Origin of the sequence: Nannocystis exedens (assembly GCF_002343915.1) — a bacterium.
Taxonomy (GTDB): Bacteria; Myxococcota_A; Polyangia; order Nannocystales; family Nannocystaceae; genus Nannocystis; species Nannocystis exedens.
In genome coordinates this window covers 7,168,145-7,183,209 of record NZ_NETK01000001.1, presented here as the reverse complement: position 1 = coordinate 7,183,209, position 15,065 = coordinate 7,168,145, and the positions used below count along the sequence as shown (strand labels likewise).

The 15,065-nt window shown below is 71.7% G+C and carries 16 protein-coding genes; 6 read left to right on the top strand and 10 right to left on the bottom strand.

Annotated features, from left to right (window positions below; translation table 11 throughout):
• Window positions 1-207: 207 nt before the first annotated feature.
• The 3 genes from NAEX_RS28295 to NAEX_RS28285 are packed head-to-tail and all read left to right on the top strand — an operon-like array spanning window position 208 to window position 1,129.
• Window positions 208-456, top strand: a complete 249-nt coding sequence (locus tag NAEX_RS28295; protein ID WP_143140348.1) for a hypothetical protein — start codon at window positions 208-210, stop codon at window positions 454-456.
• Window positions 453-680 carry a hypothetical protein gene (locus NAEX_RS28290; protein WP_096330595.1) on the top strand — a complete coding sequence of 76 codons (228 nt, stop codon included), beginning with the start codon at window positions 453-455 and terminating at the stop codon, window positions 678-680. The genes NAEX_RS28295 and NAEX_RS28290 overlap by 4 nt, the downstream gene beginning before the upstream one ends.
• Complete coding sequence (locus NAEX_RS28285; protein ID WP_096330594.1) at window positions 677-1,129, top strand: hypothetical protein; 453 nt, start codon at window positions 677-679, stop codon at window positions 1,127-1,129. Before NAEX_RS28290 ends, NAEX_RS28285 begins: the two co-directional genes overlap by 4 nt.
• 528 nt (window positions 1,130-1,657) lie before the next feature.
• Here NAEX_RS28285 and NAEX_RS28275 read toward each other — a convergent pair.
• The 4 genes from NAEX_RS28275 to NAEX_RS28260 form a co-directional block, all read right to left on the bottom strand.
• Window positions 1,658-2,104 (bottom strand): hypothetical protein, encoded by a 447-nt coding sequence (locus NAEX_RS28275; RefSeq protein ID WP_143140347.1) that lies wholly within the window; start codon window positions 2,102-2,104, stop codon window positions 1,658-1,660.
• A gap of 4 nt (window positions 2,105-2,108) precedes the next feature.
• Window positions 2,109-3,050: an NAD(P)-binding domain-containing protein gene (locus NAEX_RS28270; RefSeq protein ID WP_096330591.1), complete on the bottom strand. Its 942-nt coding sequence runs from the start codon at window positions 3,048-3,050 to the stop codon at window positions 2,109-2,111.
• Complete coding sequence (locus NAEX_RS28265; protein ID WP_170136073.1) at window positions 3,047-4,759, bottom strand: 1-acyl-sn-glycerol-3-phosphate acyltransferase; 1,713 nt, start codon at window positions 4,757-4,759, stop codon at window positions 3,047-3,049. Before NAEX_RS28265 ends, NAEX_RS28270 begins: the two co-directional genes overlap by 4 nt.
• 92 nt (window positions 4,760-4,851) lie before the next feature.
• A complete protein-coding gene (locus NAEX_RS28260) occupies window positions 4,852-5,187 on the bottom strand; it encodes a hypothetical protein (RefSeq protein ID WP_143140346.1) in 336 nt (111 codons plus the stop codon).
• A gap of 224 nt (window positions 5,188-5,411) precedes the next feature.
• On the opposite strand from NAEX_RS28260, the gene NAEX_RS28255 reads away from it, so the two are divergent.
• Complete coding sequence (locus tag NAEX_RS28255) at window positions 5,412-6,323, top strand: hypothetical protein (RefSeq protein WP_096330588.1); 912 nt, start codon at window positions 5,412-5,414, stop codon at window positions 6,321-6,323.
• A gap of 38 nt (window positions 6,324-6,361) precedes the next feature.
• Window positions 6,362-6,757, top strand: coding sequence for a hypothetical protein (locus tag NAEX_RS28250; RefSeq protein ID WP_096330587.1), 396 nt, complete (start codon window positions 6,362-6,364; stop codon window positions 6,755-6,757).
• A 256-nt stretch (window positions 6,758-7,013) separates the two neighbouring features.
• Here the strand turns inward: NAEX_RS28250 and NAEX_RS28245 are convergent, their stop codons facing one another.
• Together NAEX_RS28245 and NAEX_RS28240 are read right to left on the bottom strand one after the other, a co-directional pair.
• Window positions 7,014-8,012, bottom strand: coding sequence for a hypothetical protein (locus NAEX_RS28245; protein ID WP_096330586.1), 999 nt, complete (start codon window positions 8,010-8,012; stop codon window positions 7,014-7,016).
• A 353-nt stretch (window positions 8,013-8,365) separates the two neighbouring features.
• Window positions 8,366-9,385, bottom strand: coding sequence for a phosphoinositide-specific phospholipase C-related protein (locus tag NAEX_RS28240; protein ID WP_143140345.1), 1,020 nt, complete (start codon window positions 9,383-9,385; stop codon window positions 8,366-8,368).
• Window positions 9,386-9,474: 89 nt separating this feature from the next.
• Between NAEX_RS28240 and NAEX_RS28235 the strand changes: the two genes are divergently transcribed.
• Window positions 9,475-10,122: a hypothetical protein gene (locus tag NAEX_RS28235; protein ID WP_096330584.1), complete on the top strand. Its 648-nt coding sequence runs from the start codon at window positions 9,475-9,477 to the stop codon at window positions 10,120-10,122.
• A gap of 403 nt (window positions 10,123-10,525) precedes the next feature.
• On the opposite strand, the gene NAEX_RS28230 is transcribed toward NAEX_RS28235, so the two are convergent.
• The 4 genes from NAEX_RS28230 to NAEX_RS28215 all read right to left on the bottom strand — a co-directional run bounded on the left by NAEX_RS28230 (window position 10,526) and on the right by NAEX_RS28215 (window position 14,729).
• Window positions 10,526-12,007: a YfaP family protein gene (locus NAEX_RS28230; RefSeq protein ID WP_143140344.1), complete on the bottom strand. Its 1,482-nt coding sequence runs from the start codon at window positions 12,005-12,007 to the stop codon at window positions 10,526-10,528.
• Between the two features lie 66 nt (window positions 12,008-12,073).
• Window positions 12,074-12,433, bottom strand: coding sequence for a hypothetical protein (locus tag NAEX_RS28225; RefSeq protein WP_096330582.1), 360 nt, complete (start codon window positions 12,431-12,433; stop codon window positions 12,074-12,076).
• Between the two features lie 10 nt (window positions 12,434-12,443).
• Window positions 12,444-13,154 (bottom strand): NnrU family protein, encoded by a 711-nt coding sequence (locus NAEX_RS28220; protein ID WP_096330581.1) that lies wholly within the window; start codon window positions 13,152-13,154, stop codon window positions 12,444-12,446.
• Between the two features lie 30 nt (window positions 13,155-13,184).
• Window positions 13,185-14,729: a reverse transcriptase family protein gene (locus NAEX_RS28215; RefSeq protein ID WP_096330580.1), complete on the bottom strand. Its 1,545-nt coding sequence runs from the start codon at window positions 14,727-14,729 to the stop codon at window positions 13,185-13,187.
• Window positions 14,730-15,065: the final 336 nt, after the last annotated feature.

Here is a 15,065-nt window from a genome sequence, read left to right as displayed (position 1 = left end):
GCCTGTCCCGAGGAGCAGGCGGGCGCGCGTCTTCACATGACCCATCAAACAGGATAAAGTTCTCGTCATTCCCTCCCGGCTCGCTGTCCTCGGGGCCCGGTCACTTTCGCTCACCTGGCCAGAACATCGTTTAAACCACCCATCCTCGCGCTCTACAAATCTTGAAAATGATATTCAAAACCCATATCAATTAAATCCGAGAGCACCATGCACCCCACACGCCCCTGTCAGCGGACTCGCCTCGCCACCAGCGCCATGGTCACGATCGACGCGTGCAGCTGCGCGATGATCCACCTCAACGTCGGCGCCACCACCCTGCGCTTCACCCCCGAGGCGTTCGAGGGCCTGTCGGCGCTGGTCCTCGAGGCCGTCGCCGAGCTGGCCGCGCGCCCGCCGAGCGAGCACGACGGCGGCCTCCCGCTGCACGTGGGGCGGCGCGTGCGAGGTGAGGCGTGAGCGGCCGCCCCGACCCGCAGCTTCTGGCCAGCGCGCCGGGCTACCGCGTCGAGCTCGGAGCTGACGGCGTCGTCCACGTCCACGCCGGGCCGGTCAGCTTCCGCCTGGCGCGCGACGCCTGCGAGACGCTGACCACCACCCTCGCGCGGGCGATGGTGAAGCTGGCGCGCGTCTGTCCCAAACGACCTGTCCTCGAGGTCTTGCCCGGCGGAGGCGAGGGGTGACCGCCGGCTTCCCCGCCAGCGAGCCGCCCGAGGCCGGCGCGCTGCGGCTGGTGCTGACGCTGGCGCTGACGCGGCGCGAGGCGGCCGGCCTGCTCGCGCGCGCCGGCGAGGTCGAGCGGCTGTGGCCCTCGGCCGTGGTCGCGGCGCTGGGCGACGCCCTCGCCGGCGACGAGCAGCTGTGGCGGGACGTCACCGCGACCCTCGACGACCGCCTCGCGCCCTGGCTCGCCGAGCTCGGCGGCCGGCCCCTGCGCGACCTGCTGGCCCGCGTCTCCGGCGACGCCGACGTCGACGTCCCCGCGCTCGCCGCCCTGCTGTGGTCGCTGGTCCGCCGCCGCCAGCGCGCCCTCGGCCCGCTGCTCGCCCACGTCGTCCGCGAGGTCGAGGGCCTCATCGTCGCCGACGCCGGCCGCCGCGCCCGCGACCTCCGCCGCGAGGCCACCGCCTGAGGCCCCGGCCCCAGGCCGGCAGCGCGCCTCGCCGGCCGAGCAGCAAGCGCGTCCCGGCGCCTCGCCGGCCGCCAAAACGGCGCCGCCTCCCTCCGTGCCGGCGACGACCCCGCCCGCCGGGGACCTCCTCGCGGTCACCTCGGCAAGCCGCGCGCAGGCCATCGGCCTGCCGCAGCGAGGCGCATGGTCTGACGACATGCTCCTTCGAACCTGCACCTTCAAGCATGCCCTCCAGGACATGCCCCCAAGGCCTCCGGCCACCCCTGCCCCGGCCGCCAGACGGCGCCGCCGCCTCACCTTCCTGCCGGCGACGACCCCGCGGCCGGGCGACCTCTCGCGGTCACCCCCGGAAGCCGCGCGCAGGCCCCGGTCTGCGGGCAGCGAGGTTCCTGTCCTCAAAGACATGCTCCTTCACGCCTGTATTTTCAGGCATGCCCTTCAGGACATGCCCCCAAGGCCAGCTCCCGTCGACCACGCCGTACAGCGGCTCGGCCTCGGCCTCGGCCGCGCCGGCCGACCCGGCCGCGTTCACCCGGTGGTGGTCGTCGCCCCGGTGTCGGTGCCGGCGGTCGACGTGCCGGTCTCGGGCTCGTCGGTGGTCGTGCCGGTCGTCTCGTCGGTGGTCGTGCCGGTCGACGTCGTGGTCGTGCCGGTCGTCGGCGTCCCGCTGGTCGGCGCGCCGGTGGTCTCGCCCGTGCTCGTGTCGGTCGTCGTGCTCGGGTCGCCGGCGGTCCCGCTGCTGGTGCCGGTGGTGAGCGGTTCGAACGAGTCCGAGTCGGTCGCGGGCCCGCCGTAGAGGGGGCTCACCAGGCATCCGCTCAGGGTCAGGCTGGAGACCAGCAGGGCGGCGGGGAAGAACGTGCCTGCCCCTTCGGACAGGTTCGCGTCACAGTGCGGGCAGCGGCCGGAGCCGGCCTGCAGCAGCTCGCCGCAGGCGGAACAGGGGACCAATCGGACCGGGGGCAGCAAAGTCATGACGTCACTCCTCGCCCGCCTCGCGGGACATCAATGCGGCGACGGCCTCGCCGGCCGGGATCTCGCGCGCGAACGCGGCCGCGCACAGCGTGATCACGGGCGCGTACAGCTTGACCCGGCGGGTGTAGGCGGCGATCCGGCCGGCGCTCTCGAGGCCCTCGAAGTAGGTGCCGCCGATCGACCCGATCTCCTCGAGCGGCTGGTTTTCCGCGATCGCCCGCCCGATCGCCAGCTCGGGCCGGTCGTCGCCGGCCACCGCGGCCATCAGGTCGCCGAAGCCGGCCAGGCCCATGAACGTCTCGTGCTTGCCGCCGAGCGCCACGCCGATCCGCGCCGCCTCGGCCATCGCCCGCGTCGCCAGCATCGCCTGCGCCGCCGGCCCGAGCCCGTGGCCCTGGGCGAACCCGATCGCGGTGGCGAACAGGCCGACCGCCGTCGACGCGAACTCGGCCCCGGTGACGTCGTCGGTGCTGTAGAGCCGCACCGCCGGCCCGCCGATCGCCTCGCGCACCGCCGCCCGCACCTCGGGGAAGCGGCTGGCGACCACGCCCCCGCTCGGCGCGCCGGTGATCAGCGCCTCGGCCACGAGCGGCCCGGCCAGCGCGCCGACGCGACGGCACGGGGTCTCGCTGCGCAGCACCTGCGTCAGCCCGTGCAGGTCGTCGCCGACCACCCCGCGCGAGATGTGGACCAAAAAGTGCCCGCCGTCGAGGTACACCCCGAGCTCGCGGGCGATGCTGGCGACGTACGGCGACGGCACGGCGAAGAAGATCAGCTCGGCCTCGGCGAGCGCGGCTGGCCCCGAGACCAGGTCGATGTGCTCGGTGCCGGCGCGCTGCGGCCGGCGGCTCCACAGCAGCGCCTGACGCCCGGCCCGCTCGACCGCGTGCGCGAGGCCCCAGCCGAAGTTCCCGCCTCCGATGATCCCGACCGGCGGCGCGCTCATGCCTTGCCTCCCTGGTTGACGATGCTGCGCGCGGCGGCCAGCGTCTCCTCGGTCGCCAGCTCCTCGGCCCACGGCAGCAGGCGGTTCTGATAGAACAGCAGCAGGTTCGGATCTTCGATGAGCACGTCGTCGCCGACCTCGCGCGCGACGACCTTGGTGTGGTAGTCGCGCCACGCCGACAGCGCCTCGGACACGATCCGCTCCGGCGACTGCGAGCGCAGCACCGGCCCGACGTGGACCCGGCCCTCGGCCTCGGCCTGCAGCAGGCGCTCGCGCGCCTCGGCGACCTCGCGCACCAGTTGCTCGCGCGGCATCGCCACCTCGCCGCGCCGGCGCTGGCGACTGAACAGGTCGAGCTCGGGCGTCGCCCACACGAGGTAGCGGTAGAGCACGTGGGCGACCAGCTGCGTCCAGATGATCACCGTCTCGCGCTGATACTCGCGGGCGATCGCGTCGCCGAGCTCCCGGGTGTAGCCGGCGTCCCGCGCCGGGTCGATGCTCGGGACGCCGCGGCGGCTGACGTACGAGCCGGGGTCGACCGGCTGGCCCGACGGCGCGATCGAGCGGCCCTCGTCGTCGACGGGGTTGCAGAACGGGTCCATCGCGTCGCCGAAGCGGACCACCAGCGCCGAGCGCAGCGTGACCAGCTTGGTCATGAACGCGTAGATCCGGTCGACGCGCGAGAACTCGTCGTCGTCGATGATGTAGCGGGCCTGGCCGGCGCCCTTGAGGTGGTCCTCGATCAGCGTCTCGGCTTCGAGCACCAGCGCGTAGTTCAGCGTCGCCGGCACGAAGAACACCGGGCGGTGCAGCCCGCGCGATTGGTTGCGCGAGAACGCCTCGACCGCGGTGCCGGCCAGCCCGAGCTTGAGCCGCCGCTCGATCATCCCCGAGCGCGAGCGCGTGCCGCCGGGGAAGAACAGCGAGTGATAGCCGCGCTCGATCATCAGGCACGAGTAGGTCTTCAGCGCCTCCTTGTAGAGGAGCGCCGAGACCCGGCGGTCGACGCGGTAGGCGCCGAGGTTGTGCATGAAGAAGCTGATCAGCGGGTTACTGAACAGGTTCTTGCCGGCGCCGTAGACCACCGGCGGCAGGTTCTCGCGCATCAGCACGTAGCCGAGCGCGACCGAGTCGAGGTTCGACGAGTGGGTCGGGACCAGCACCAGCGTGCCCTTTTGGGCCAGCCGGCGCAGCTTGTCGAGCGGACCCTCGGCAGAGATCAGCGCGTCGAGCTGACTGAAGCCGCCGGACAGCAGCTGGGTCGGCAGGCCCATCGGGTTCATCACCGCCGTCAGCACGCCGGGGACCAGGCGCGTCGCCAGCTTGTACACCCGGGGGTCGAAGTTGCCGGCGATGTCTTCGGCCATGACGCGGGTGATCGATCGCAGGCTCTCGGCCCGCTCCTCGTCGGACATCTTGCCGAGCCGCTTGACCAGCCGGCGCCACGAGCCCAGCGCCTGGTCGGCCTCGGCGTCGCCTTGCGCCGCGAGCCGGCGGATCTCGGCGTGACCGGCCTCGTTGAGCACGTACAGCAGCTTCTTCGGGTCGGCCGCGAAGTGCTGCTCGGTGCGCCGCACCACCTCGGCGATGATCTGCTCGCGCTCGCCGTTGAAGCGGAAGATCTGCGGATCACCCGGCTGCGGTTTGGGTCCGAGGACGGCCGGCAGACGCAGCGGGCGGGTCAGCAGGCGATGCACGAACGAGCGCATGGGCCGGGCGAGCATAGCCGGCCCGCGGCGCCGCCACTACTCCCTCGCCGACCTCGACGCCGCGCGCGCGCGTCGGCGCGAGCGCGCCGCCGTCACAGCGAGGTGATCGGCTCGCAGTAGAGCGAGTACATCTCGTTGGTGTAGCCGGGATCGCACACGCAGCTCGGCTTGGCGTCGACGGGCACGCACTGGCCGGCCCCGCCGCAGAAGATCCCGCGGCACACGTTGAACTTGTCGTAGCAATAATCGCCGTCGGGGTCGCACACGCTCGTCGGCTCGTTGCAGAACCCGCCGGGCGCGCAAAAGCCTCCGGGCGAGCCCGGCGGCGGCTCCTTCGGGCCCGGACCTTCGTAGCACGCACCGCCGAGCAGCGCGCCCAGCAACGCCGCGCCCAACCACTCGCGAACTCCGTGGCGGCCTGTCGTCACCCGATCACCGTAGCCGCAAAACCGCGCGCAAGGGAAGACCGAGGGCGACAGGCCCGCGAACACGGACCGGCTGCGGGCGGGCCTCGGGGCCAGGTCGAGGCACTGCGGCACGGAGACCCCGCCGCGATCGTCGGGCGACCATTCCGGCGGCCCCGCGCGGAGCGGAGTTTCGCGCCCGGGGCGCGCTGTTTTCCTCCGCCGCCGGCCCTGGTACCGTGCCCGGGATGATCGCGCACTCGATCCCGGCGACAAGGCCTGTCCCGAAGCTCGCGGCGGCGTTACTCGCCGTCACGCTCCCGATCACGACGTTGCCGCTCCCGGCGCTGGCCGCCGAGGACGTCACGCCGGCCCGCGCCGCCGGCGTGCGCAAGACCGTGCAAGATCGCGCCAAGCCGATGCTGAGCAGCGACCCCGGCGGCGCGGCCTCCTTGCTCAGCACCGAGGCCAAGAAGACCAACGACCCGCTCCTCTTCATCGACGCCGGCGAGGCTTACCTCGCCGAGGGCGTCGCCGAGCGCGACAAGGCCGCGCTCGAGCAGGCCATCGAGCACGCCTCGATCGGCATCGACATCGCCGCCTTCCAGCAGGACCCGCGCTGCGACCCGGCCTGGCAGCACCTCGACGCCGGCGAGTACGACCGCGAGCTCACCCGCGGCAAGAAGGTCATCGAGGACAGCGAGAAGGCCATCGCCGACCTCGACAAGCCGGTCGAGGCCCCGCCGCCGGTCGAGGAGCCCAAGAAGGAGAAGGGCACCCCGCGCGACGGTCGCGGCCTCATCGCCGGCGGCTCGCTGATGACGGTCGTCGGCGTCGGCGGCCTGGCGATGATCGGCGCCGGCCTCGCGCTCAGCAGCAAGGCGCAGAAGGACGTCGACGCCCTCGACCCCTCGGCCATCGACTTCGACGCCCAGTTCGCCGACATCGACAAGCGGGGCAAGACCGCCAACGTGGTCGCCTACGCCGGCATCGGCGTGGCCGCCGTCGGCCTCGGCGTCGGCATCGCCCTCCTCGCCCTCGGCGTCAAGAAGCGCAAGGCCTACCGGGCCGAGCACGGCGCCAGCGAGTCCGCGCGGGTCCACGTCGCCCCCGCGCTCGGCTACGGCTACGGCGGCCTCACCCTCGGCGGTCGCTTCTGACCCGCAGGACATTCCCCTTCGACCAGGAACTATCGGCCATGTCCTTCCGTACACCCGCCGTCCTGACCGCCCTCGCCCTCGCCCTCGCCGTCGGCGCCGCCGCGCCGGCCCGCGCCGCCGCCGCCTGCTCCGACGCCAGCGGCGTGTGCCTGTCCGACGACAAGGCCAAGTGGGAGCCCGACGCCTCGCTGTCGGCCAAGCAGCTCAAGGCCAAGCGCAAGGGCCCCGCCTGCAAGGTCGCGTTCGAGATCGACGGCGGCCGCGGCAGCGTGTTCGTCAACGGCCGCTACGCCGGCACCGTCCCCAACGTCAACCTGTCGCTGCTCCCCGGCAAGCACGACATCCAGGTCCGCGACGGCCAGAAGATCCTCGCCGAGGGCGTGCTCACCGTGCCCAAGGGCGGCAGCCTGCAGGTCACCGTCCGCCACGGCTGATCCTCCAACGCAGCACGAAACCTGTCCTCACAGACAGGTTCCGCAGCAGCACGACGCGCCGGCGGCCGCCGGACCCGTCCTCACGGACGCGTGAGACGACCGCGTCCGCGCCGACCGCCGGGCGCGGCGCGAACAGCCCCGCGCGCGACCTCTCCGGCCGCCTCGCCTGCTGCGTCCGCCGACGCCGGGAGCGGCCAGAGGTCGTGCGGCGAGGGCCACCGGCGCGGCTGCGCCGCATGCGGCCTCACGAGCGTGCTCACCACCACTGGCGGATCTTCACGTTGGCCGCGCCGCTGTTGTCGGAGATGTTCGGGTCGTTGAACCGCGTCTCGAGGGCGCCCGGGGTCACGCCGGTGGCGTCGTAGAAGATGCAGGGGCCGTTCCAGTCCTGCTGGCTGCCGAGCGCCTGGAACCACACGCCGGCCTCGTACCAGCCGCCGGCGACGAAGGCCCGGCCGGTGGTGACCCTGGCCAGCAGCGCGTAGATGGGTCGACCCGGCGCGGGGTAGTCCGAGAGGGCGGAGCTGCCGATGTGGCCGCGGGTGGAGTACTGGTGCCCCCAGTAGTCGATCGTGTACTGCTCCTGCGGCGCGGTGAACATCACTCGGTCGCCGCCGAGGAAGTCCTGCGGCTGCGCCCAGCTGTCGACGTAGTTGGCGCGGGCCTGCCACGACGACGGGTCGGTGAAGTTCGGCGTCCCCGTACAGGTGGCGTTGTCCGGCGGGAGCAGGTACCCCTCCGTGCGGTACCAGCCGTAGCCCGCCGGCTTCACGTACTGCCAGGTGGTGAGGGCGGCGTTGTCCGCGACGCTCGCGTTCCAGTAGCTGTTCAGCGCCAGCCCCGACGAGCCGCTCTGGGCTACGAAGCCCTCGATGCGGAACAGGACGTAGCCGTCCTTCAGCGTGCCGACCGACCCCGCCCACGCCGGGTCGGTGGTGAGGAAGTTGTCGGCCCGGGTCCCGCTGAACCAGTGAAACAGCGGGGTGGTGTTGGCGGGCTGCGGGTTGTCGGGGTTCCAGATGTGCCCCTGCATGCCCACCGCGACGTAATCGCCGCGAAAGTCCGGGGTCCCGGGGGCGCAATTATTAAAATACCAGCAGGTCCAGTTGGTTTGACTGGTGGTGAAGTAGTCGCCGCGGGAGGGGCTGTGGAAGGTCACCATCGGGATCTTCGCCTCCGCGGCCAGCGCCGACCCGGCCGCGAAGAACACCAGGCCACCGAGCAGCGCGCTCGTCAGAAAACTCGTCAGCTTCATCGCCCCCCTCTACCGCAGCGCCGGCAGGCGCGACCATTCCCCGGATCAGGGGAATTGACGGCGCGAGCCGGCGCGCGCGAGCGTCGCTCACGCCGGGCGCCAGGCCGGGCGTCGCGCCATCGTATCCTCGGGGACATGTTTGTTTGAACATGTTTTTAAGGACATACATGATCTCACCGCTCGACTGCTCCACGGTACGGTGCTCGGGTCGGCGGAGACATCTGCCGGACCGGTCGAAGGCCCGGCTCAAACCCCGTCGACGACCGCGAACGTCGTCACCCGCTCGTCGGCATCCTCATCGCAGGGGCCCGCTGCCCGAGGTGCTTCTTGACCCGGGGGGTCCCGAGGCCGCGTCACACCCCGTTGATCGCGTCGACCACCGCGAACAGGTCGCCGCGCTCGTAGTAGTCGACCGCGACGAAGTTGGGGAAATCGGCGCTCGCCTGCATGCACTCGACCACGCGCGCGTGCAGGACCTCGTAGGTGTTGACCTCGATCGCGTTCATCTCGCTCGGCAGGTCGAGCACGCTGTTGACCCAGTGGTTGACGAGGAACAGCGGGTTGTCGGGGTCGCCGCGGTTCGGCGCGCACGAGAATTCGTCGGGGCTCATGTACGAGTACGGCGTGTCCCACGCGACGTCCCACAGGTGGTGGTACCAGGCGGGCGGCGGCCCGCCTTGCTCGGCGGTGACGACCAGGCGCGTGTCGGCGGCGATCATCTCCTCGAGCGTCGGGAACGGCCCGCCCTCGTACACGAACACCTCGTCCTCAAGGGCGAGCGCCGCGTAGTCGGCCGCGATCGCCTCGACGTCGGCGGAGTCCTCGTAGAGGATCGTGACGACCTCGCGCGGGTTGTCGGCCAGGAACGCGGCGACGTCGGCCAGCACCTCGACGTGGGGCGTCTTGCCGTACATGCAGGACCCGTGGCACAGCGCCGTCGCGCCGTCGTCGAGGCGGACGTCGAGCATCAGCGCGCGCACCCCGTCGGCGAGCTGGACCGCGACCGTGCGTCGCTGATTGGCGACCAGCTGGGTGAACCCTGCGTCCTGCGACGAGTAGCTGTTGTGCGTGCACGGATAGGCGACCTCGTCGTAGCGGCGCGAGCACAGGGCCGGGTGGCCGTTGCACGCGAGGGCCGGATCTTCGGTGGTCGATCCGCCGGTCACCTCGGTGGCCGCCTCGGTCGGCGATCCGCTGGTCCCTGTCGACGTCGTCACATCGCTGGTCGAACCGCTCGCGCCGTCGCCGCTGGAGCCGGAAGAGGTCGTGCTCGCCGTCGAACTCTCACCTGCGTCGGAGTCGGTGGCCGAGGTCGCCGGCTCGCCGGGGCAGGCGACCAGCAGGAGGAGGGCTAGCGGCGCTCGTGGGCTCACCTGCGCAGGATATCCGACGCCCGCCGATCGCTGCATCGCGCGGGCTCGCCCGTCGCAGTTCCTCGCGACAGTGATACGCTGGCGACACGATGATGAAAGCCTTCCCCTCGCCTACCGACCTCGCCCCCCGTCACGCCCTCGCCGCCGACCTGACGCTCGGCGGCGCCGTGGGGACCCTGTTCGGCCTGCTCGTGGGCCTGTCCGGCTCGACCGCGGTGGCCGCGATCGCCGCGGTGGCGACCGCCCTCGCCGGCTCCGTCGTGGTGCTCCGCGGCTCCGAGACCGCCATCCGCCCCGCCCGCGCCGGCGCGCTCGCGGTGGCCGCCGTCGCCTCCCTGGTCTTCGGGACATGGCTTCAGCGCCATGACGCGCTCGGCCCGACCCCCGCCGAGGACGTCGCCGCCTGGCAGGCCGCGGGGCTGAGCAAGCGCGAGGCGCTGACCGTCACCGCCGGCATGTGGACCGGCACGCCCCTGCAGATGGCCCCCGCCGCCCCGGCCGCCAAGGCCGTCGACAAGAGCAAGCTGACGCCGTCGAAGCGCATGGCCAAGCGCTCCGCCGAGCAGTACTGCGCCGACCTCGAGCGCCGCAAGTACACCCCCGCCGAGGAGCTCCGCTCGTGGAAGATGCGCGGCGACTCGTGGCGGCAGGCCGCCAAGTTCGTCGAGACCCTGCCGTGCGGCATGCGCCTCAAGACGATGAACGAGCTGCGCGCGCTGGCCTGCGGCCGCCACTGATCGGCAAAGCGTCGCTCCTCGGCCGCACCACCTCGAACCTCGCGAGCTCTCGCTCGCAACGTCGAGGGGTGCGGCCATCGCAATTCTCGCCGTCCCACGAGCGAGCCGTCGCGACCAATCGGCGAATCGTGACCTCAAAATCGCAGCCTGCTCCCGGCTCCGAGTGACAAGAGCGCGCTCAGGCACGCAGCATCCGGCAGTCAAGCATTCACGCCTCGACGGTGAGCCGCTCCAGCGTCCCGGCGCTGATGGATGCGACCACCCCACCGAATCATCAGCCGCTCGCGACGACAGCTCCGCGCCCGCACGCGTGATGCGGGTCGATATGCGCGACCGAGCCGGTCGACCGCTGCGAGCGACACCAGGAGAACCCGCCGTCAGCTCGCAGTAGCCATCCAACAGGTCACAACCGCCGCGACCGGCCCGACCGCGGCGCGCCCGGAGCTTGCACCGCCGGCGGACCACCGCCGCGCCAGGCCGCCGCGAGCGCGCCCAGGGTGCGAAACGCCTGGTCCTGGCGCAGGTCGAGCTGCTCCCGGCCGCGCATGTCGCCGATGTACTCGTCCAGCGAGCGACCGCCGCCGGTGATCGCCAGCGCCCCGAGCATGACATCGATGATCGCCTTGGGATCCTCGATGCGAAGGATGTGCGGCTGCGGCAGGACCTCGCCCCACTGGCGCAGGATCACGTCGTCGCTGTAGCCGGCATACACCCCGGCATCGGCAGGGTGCTCCGCAGGCCGCTCGCAGGGGTCATAGTCGAACTCGAGGATCGCCACCTCGCTGTCGACCCCGGTCTCGCCCTTCTCCGAGATGGCGCGGGTGAAGTGCTGAACCCTGCCGTTGATCTCGACCTCGACGCGAAACTGCGTCGGCCGCCGGTCGGGCTCGTGGAAGCGATAGTTGTGGACGAACACGCGGTAGCGGCCGGCGGGGGCGGAGCCGCGGATCCACTGCACGTTTTCGACCGGCTTGGTCGATTCGCCGCGCACGTTCATGTCGACGTCGAGCCAGCCGCCGCACTGGGAGCGCTTGTGGGCGTAGTAGATGTGCTCGCCCGACGGCGCGATCACGTGGAGGTCGAGGTCGTTGCGGTTGTCCCAGATGAGCGAGGCGCGGATGTCGACGCCTTCGTAGCGGCCGCCGGCCTGGAGCACGCGCTGGCGGATCTCCGCGTCGATGTCGGCGCGCCGCTCCGACATCGACTTCTGCGGGTAGATGAGGAAGGTGTGGAACTTGTCCTGCAACTCGCGGAAGATCGTGCGGCTGTCGACCCCGGTGGCGCCGGGCTGTTCGTAGCCGTCGCGCGGGTCGCCGACCGGCACCGGCCGGGCCTCCGGCATGCCGTGGCCGAGCACGCGCCTTACCTGTTCGGCGCTGACCTGCGGATAAAAGCCCTCGTCGCCGAGGAAGAAGAAGTAGCCCTTGGCGCCCTGGTCGAGGCAGGCGAGCTTGGTGTGGCGGGCGTAGTAGTAGGCCGCGAGCTCGTACGACTCCTGGCCCGAGCCGCCGCCGCCCTCCTCGATCCAGATCTTGCTGAGTGCCTCGTCGAGGCGGTTGTCGGCCTCGAACTGGCCGATCTGGATCGGCGCCTTGTCGCCGGCGGTCGCGTCACCGATCGCGCAGAAGCTGATCGCCGCGCCGGGCACGTAGCCCTTGAGCTCGATCTGGCCGATGAACAGCGGCAGCTTGGCGTAGATGAGGCGCGTGTCGTCGCCGCGCGAACGGGTCACGTCCATCGCCACCACGATCGGCGTCGGATTCATGCACTCGCGCACCTTGCCCTGCGCGTCGAGCAGCGGGTGGACGCCTCGCGGCCCGTGCGGTGTGGCCTCGCCGCGGTAGGTGAACACGTCGCCGCCGCGCGAACGCGACTTTCTCGCCACTTCGCCGTCGTAACTTCCGCCGCCCATGTCCGCTCCAGGCGCGCGGAGGATGGTCTTCGGGACATGTCATGCCCGGGCCGCGCGCCGGCCTGCACGGTAGCGCGGCCCGCCCGGCGGCTCAACGGGCGCGAACGCGCTGCCGACCTGGCCGATGGCGACGCAGGCGTCGGCGAAGTTGTAGAGCGGTCGCGTGTCGTCGGGGCCGGCGGCGATGGCGTCGCGCAGCAGATCGATCCCTCGCCCCATCGCCCCTGGCCGTTCGGACAGGGCCGTGGTCAGCAACCAGCCGGCGTCGTTGAGCGCGCCCACGTGCCGCGGAGCGAGCGTGAGCGCGGCCTCGAAGGCGGCGAGGGCCTCGTCGAGCTCGCCGCACCGGCGCCGGCGCTCGCCCTCGGCGTACGCCTCGTCGTCTGTCTTGAAAGACATGTCCAAACGCTCAGGAGAACGGCAGCGCCGACACGCCGATCAGCAGCGGGTGGGCGGCGACGATCGCCGCGGCGACCAAGAGGGCCACGCCGGCGCGCCACAGGCCGATCTCGCCGGCGACGAAGTGGTTGCGGCCGGCGGCGATGGCGGCGAACGGGACGATCGAGGTGGCGGCGGCGTAGCGCTGCCAGCCGACCGGGTCGCGACGGGCGCGCTTGCGGTCGATGCTGAACATGCCGGCCACCGCGGGCACGGCGATCGCGGCGAACAGCACCTGCGAGGCGGCGTCGCCGTTGGCGATCGTGTGCGCCGCGGCCCACAGCACGAAGCCCCACAGCATCGGGTGACGGGTGATGCGCAAGATCCCGCGGGCCGGCGTGGGGTTCTGCAGCGCGCGCTCCATGCCCACCGAGGTCGGGTTGGGCGTCGTCAGCGAGCCGACGATCAGCAGCAGCGCGACCGGCATGACGACGAGCGGCGTCCACAGCGCCGCGTGGCTCGGGACCCACAGGTCGAAGTTGACGCCGGGGGCGGCGGCGCTGCGGTACGCCATCACCAGCGCGACCAGGCCGGCGAGCGACAGCAGCGAGAACATGCCCTGAAAGCCAGGTTCGCGGATCTTGGCGACGATGACGCGCCGCAGCGGCGAACCGGCGACGACGAGGTGGAGCAGGATCCACGCCCCCGCGGTGACGATCAGCGCGGTCAACTCCGGCGTCATGCCGGTGACTGTCGCACGCCCTGACGGGGGCTAGAAGAGCTTCCAGCCCTTCTTCGCGGGCGCGGCCGGGCTCGCTGGTGCGGCGGGCTTGGGCGCTTCGGGGGCATTGACGGACTGGGGGTTCGGCGAGGGCACGCGCGGGACCGAGCCCCCGGGCGACTTGCTGGGGCCGCCGTGCTTGGCGAGCAGCGCCCTCGCGCGCGCGAGCAGCGGCTGTCCGCGCGCCGGATCGACCATCGCCACGAAGCAGGCGTAGCCGTGGACCGCGGCGAGCACGTCGCCGCCGTTGCCCCAGCGCTTGCCCGCCGGGCCGTCCTTCTCGATCTGGAAGAGCGTCGCCCTGAACTTGCGCAGCTCGTCGCGCGGCACGCTCGGCCGGTCGTTGACGACGATGCCGGTGACCTCCTGCCGGCGACCGCGACGCATCACCCGCGTCTTCTCCGGGTGCACGACGAAGCCCTCGTGCGCGACGATGTCGGCCACGCCGCGCAGCAGCTTGCCGACGCGCTTGCTCTCGGCCGCCTCGCCGCGGCCGCTGAACGTCAGGTCGTCGGCGTAGCGGGTGTAGACGAAGCCGAGCGCCTGGGCGAGGCCGCCGAGGCGGCGGTCGAGGCGGCGGCACAGCAGGTTGGTGATCGCCGGGCTGCACGGCGAGCCCTGCGGCAGGTGACGCGGGCCGCGGGCGACGAACCAGGTGACGCCGTCGAGCGCGACCTCTTCGAGGTCGGGCTCGGTGCAGACGAGCGCCAGAGCGGTGGCCAGCGACTCGCTGTAGCCGAGGCGGCGGATCGCGCCCTTGACCCGCGGGAAGGTCACCGTGGGGAAGAAGTCCTTGAGGTCGAAGTTGACGACCACGTCGGCGCCGACGTGGGGCTTCGCGTTGGAGACGATCGAGCGGCCGGCGACGAACCCGTGCGCGGCCGAGTCCACGCGCAGCTTGGCGAAGATGTGCTCGAGCGCCCACGTCTGGGCCCGCTTGAGGCGGGGCATCGGCGCCGAGATCAGGCGGAAGCCGCCTGTCTTTTTGGGCAGGAGGAAGCGGTGGTAGTGCGAGACGCGCGAGACCTTGCGGTTGTAGGCGAGGAAGCGCAGCGCATTGACCTCGAGGCCCATCGCCTTGGCCAGCTCCTCGGCGCTCGCGAGGACCGGCAGGCCCTCGCCCTTCAGCAGCTCGGGATCGGATGTCTTGTGGGACATGCCCCCGGAGACATCTTCGCCCAAATGCAGGATCTCGCCGGCCTTGCGGGCGGCCCACTTCTGGGCCCGCTCCTGGCGCTCGCGCTCGCGGCGGGCCTTCGTCTCCTTCTGCTTGCGCCGCGACTCGGCCAGCCGGGCCTTGCGCTGTTCGGCGATCAGGACCTTCTCGTTGTAGAGCTTGCGCGACTTCTCGCGCAGCTCCGCCAGCTGGCGCTCGAGCTCGCCGCGGCGCCGGATCTCCTCGGCCGGGTCGTGCGGCACCGTGCCCTGCGCCGGCCAGAAGCCGAGCCGGATCATCTCCTCGAGGATCACCTCCTCCTTGGAGGTGCTGCGGATCCGCTCGTACAGCGCTTCGCGGGATGTCGGTTGGCCGGCCATATTCCTCAGAGAGCGCCTCGTGGAGCGCGCAGCGGCGGGGAGATAGGTGTCATGACAACGGCGAAGACCCGCTACGAAGGCTCAAAGGACTGGACCGCTCAACTCAAGCGGCCCCGGGTAGCTGTCGCTCAGTCGCTTCATGGAAGTCACACCGGAATAGCGACAGCTACCCGATGGGCCGCACAGTCAAGAGCGGGCCAGTGAAGCGTGAACGAGCATTTCGCAAGGACGGCGATCCGCCGCCCGGGTTGCTAGGCTCGGCCTTCGCCGTTGTCATGACGAAACTCGGTGGTGATGCGCCTCGTGGGAATGGGGGGACTGACGCGGCGACGCGGG

Bases quoted from the DNA above. Each gene is read 5' to 3' on its own strand.
- NAEX_RS28295 (WP_143140348.1), top strand. From the start codon at position 208: ATGCACCCCACACGCCCCTGTCAGCGGACTCGCCTCGCCACCAGCGCC.
- NAEX_RS28275 (WP_143140347.1), bottom strand. From the start codon at position 2,104: ATGACTTTGCTGCCCCCGGTCCGATTGGTCCCCTGTTCCGCCTGCGGC.
- NAEX_RS28270 (WP_096330591.1), bottom strand. From the start codon at position 3,050: ATGAGCGCGCCGCCGGTCGGGATCATCGGAGGCGGGAACTTCGGCTGG.
- NAEX_RS28265 (WP_170136073.1), bottom strand. From the start codon at position 4,759: ATGCGCTCGTTCGTGCATCGCCTGCTGACCCGCCCGCTGCGTCTGCCG.
- NAEX_RS28255 (WP_096330588.1), top strand. From the start codon at position 5,412: ATGATCGCGCACTCGATCCCGGCGACAAGGCCTGTCCCGAAGCTCGCG.
- NAEX_RS28250 (WP_096330587.1), top strand. From the start codon at position 6,362: ATGTCCTTCCGTACACCCGCCGTCCTGACCGCCCTCGCCCTCGCCCTC.
- NAEX_RS28245 (WP_096330586.1), bottom strand. From the start codon at position 8,012: ATGAAGCTGACGAGTTTTCTGACGAGCGCGCTGCTCGGTGGCCTGGTG.
- NAEX_RS28235 (WP_096330584.1), top strand. From the start codon at position 9,475: ATGATGAAAGCCTTCCCCTCGCCTACCGACCTCGCCCCCCGTCACGCC.
- NAEX_RS28225 (WP_096330582.1), bottom strand. From the start codon at position 12,433: ATGTCTTTCAAGACAGACGACGAGGCGTACGCCGAGGGCGAGCGCCGG.
- NAEX_RS28220 (WP_096330581.1), bottom strand. From the start codon at position 13,154: ATGACGCCGGAGTTGACCGCGCTGATCGTCACCGCGGGGGCGTGGATC.
- NAEX_RS28215 (WP_096330580.1), bottom strand. From the start codon at position 14,729: ATGGCCGGCCAACCGACATCCCGCGAAGCGCTGTACGAGCGGATCCGC.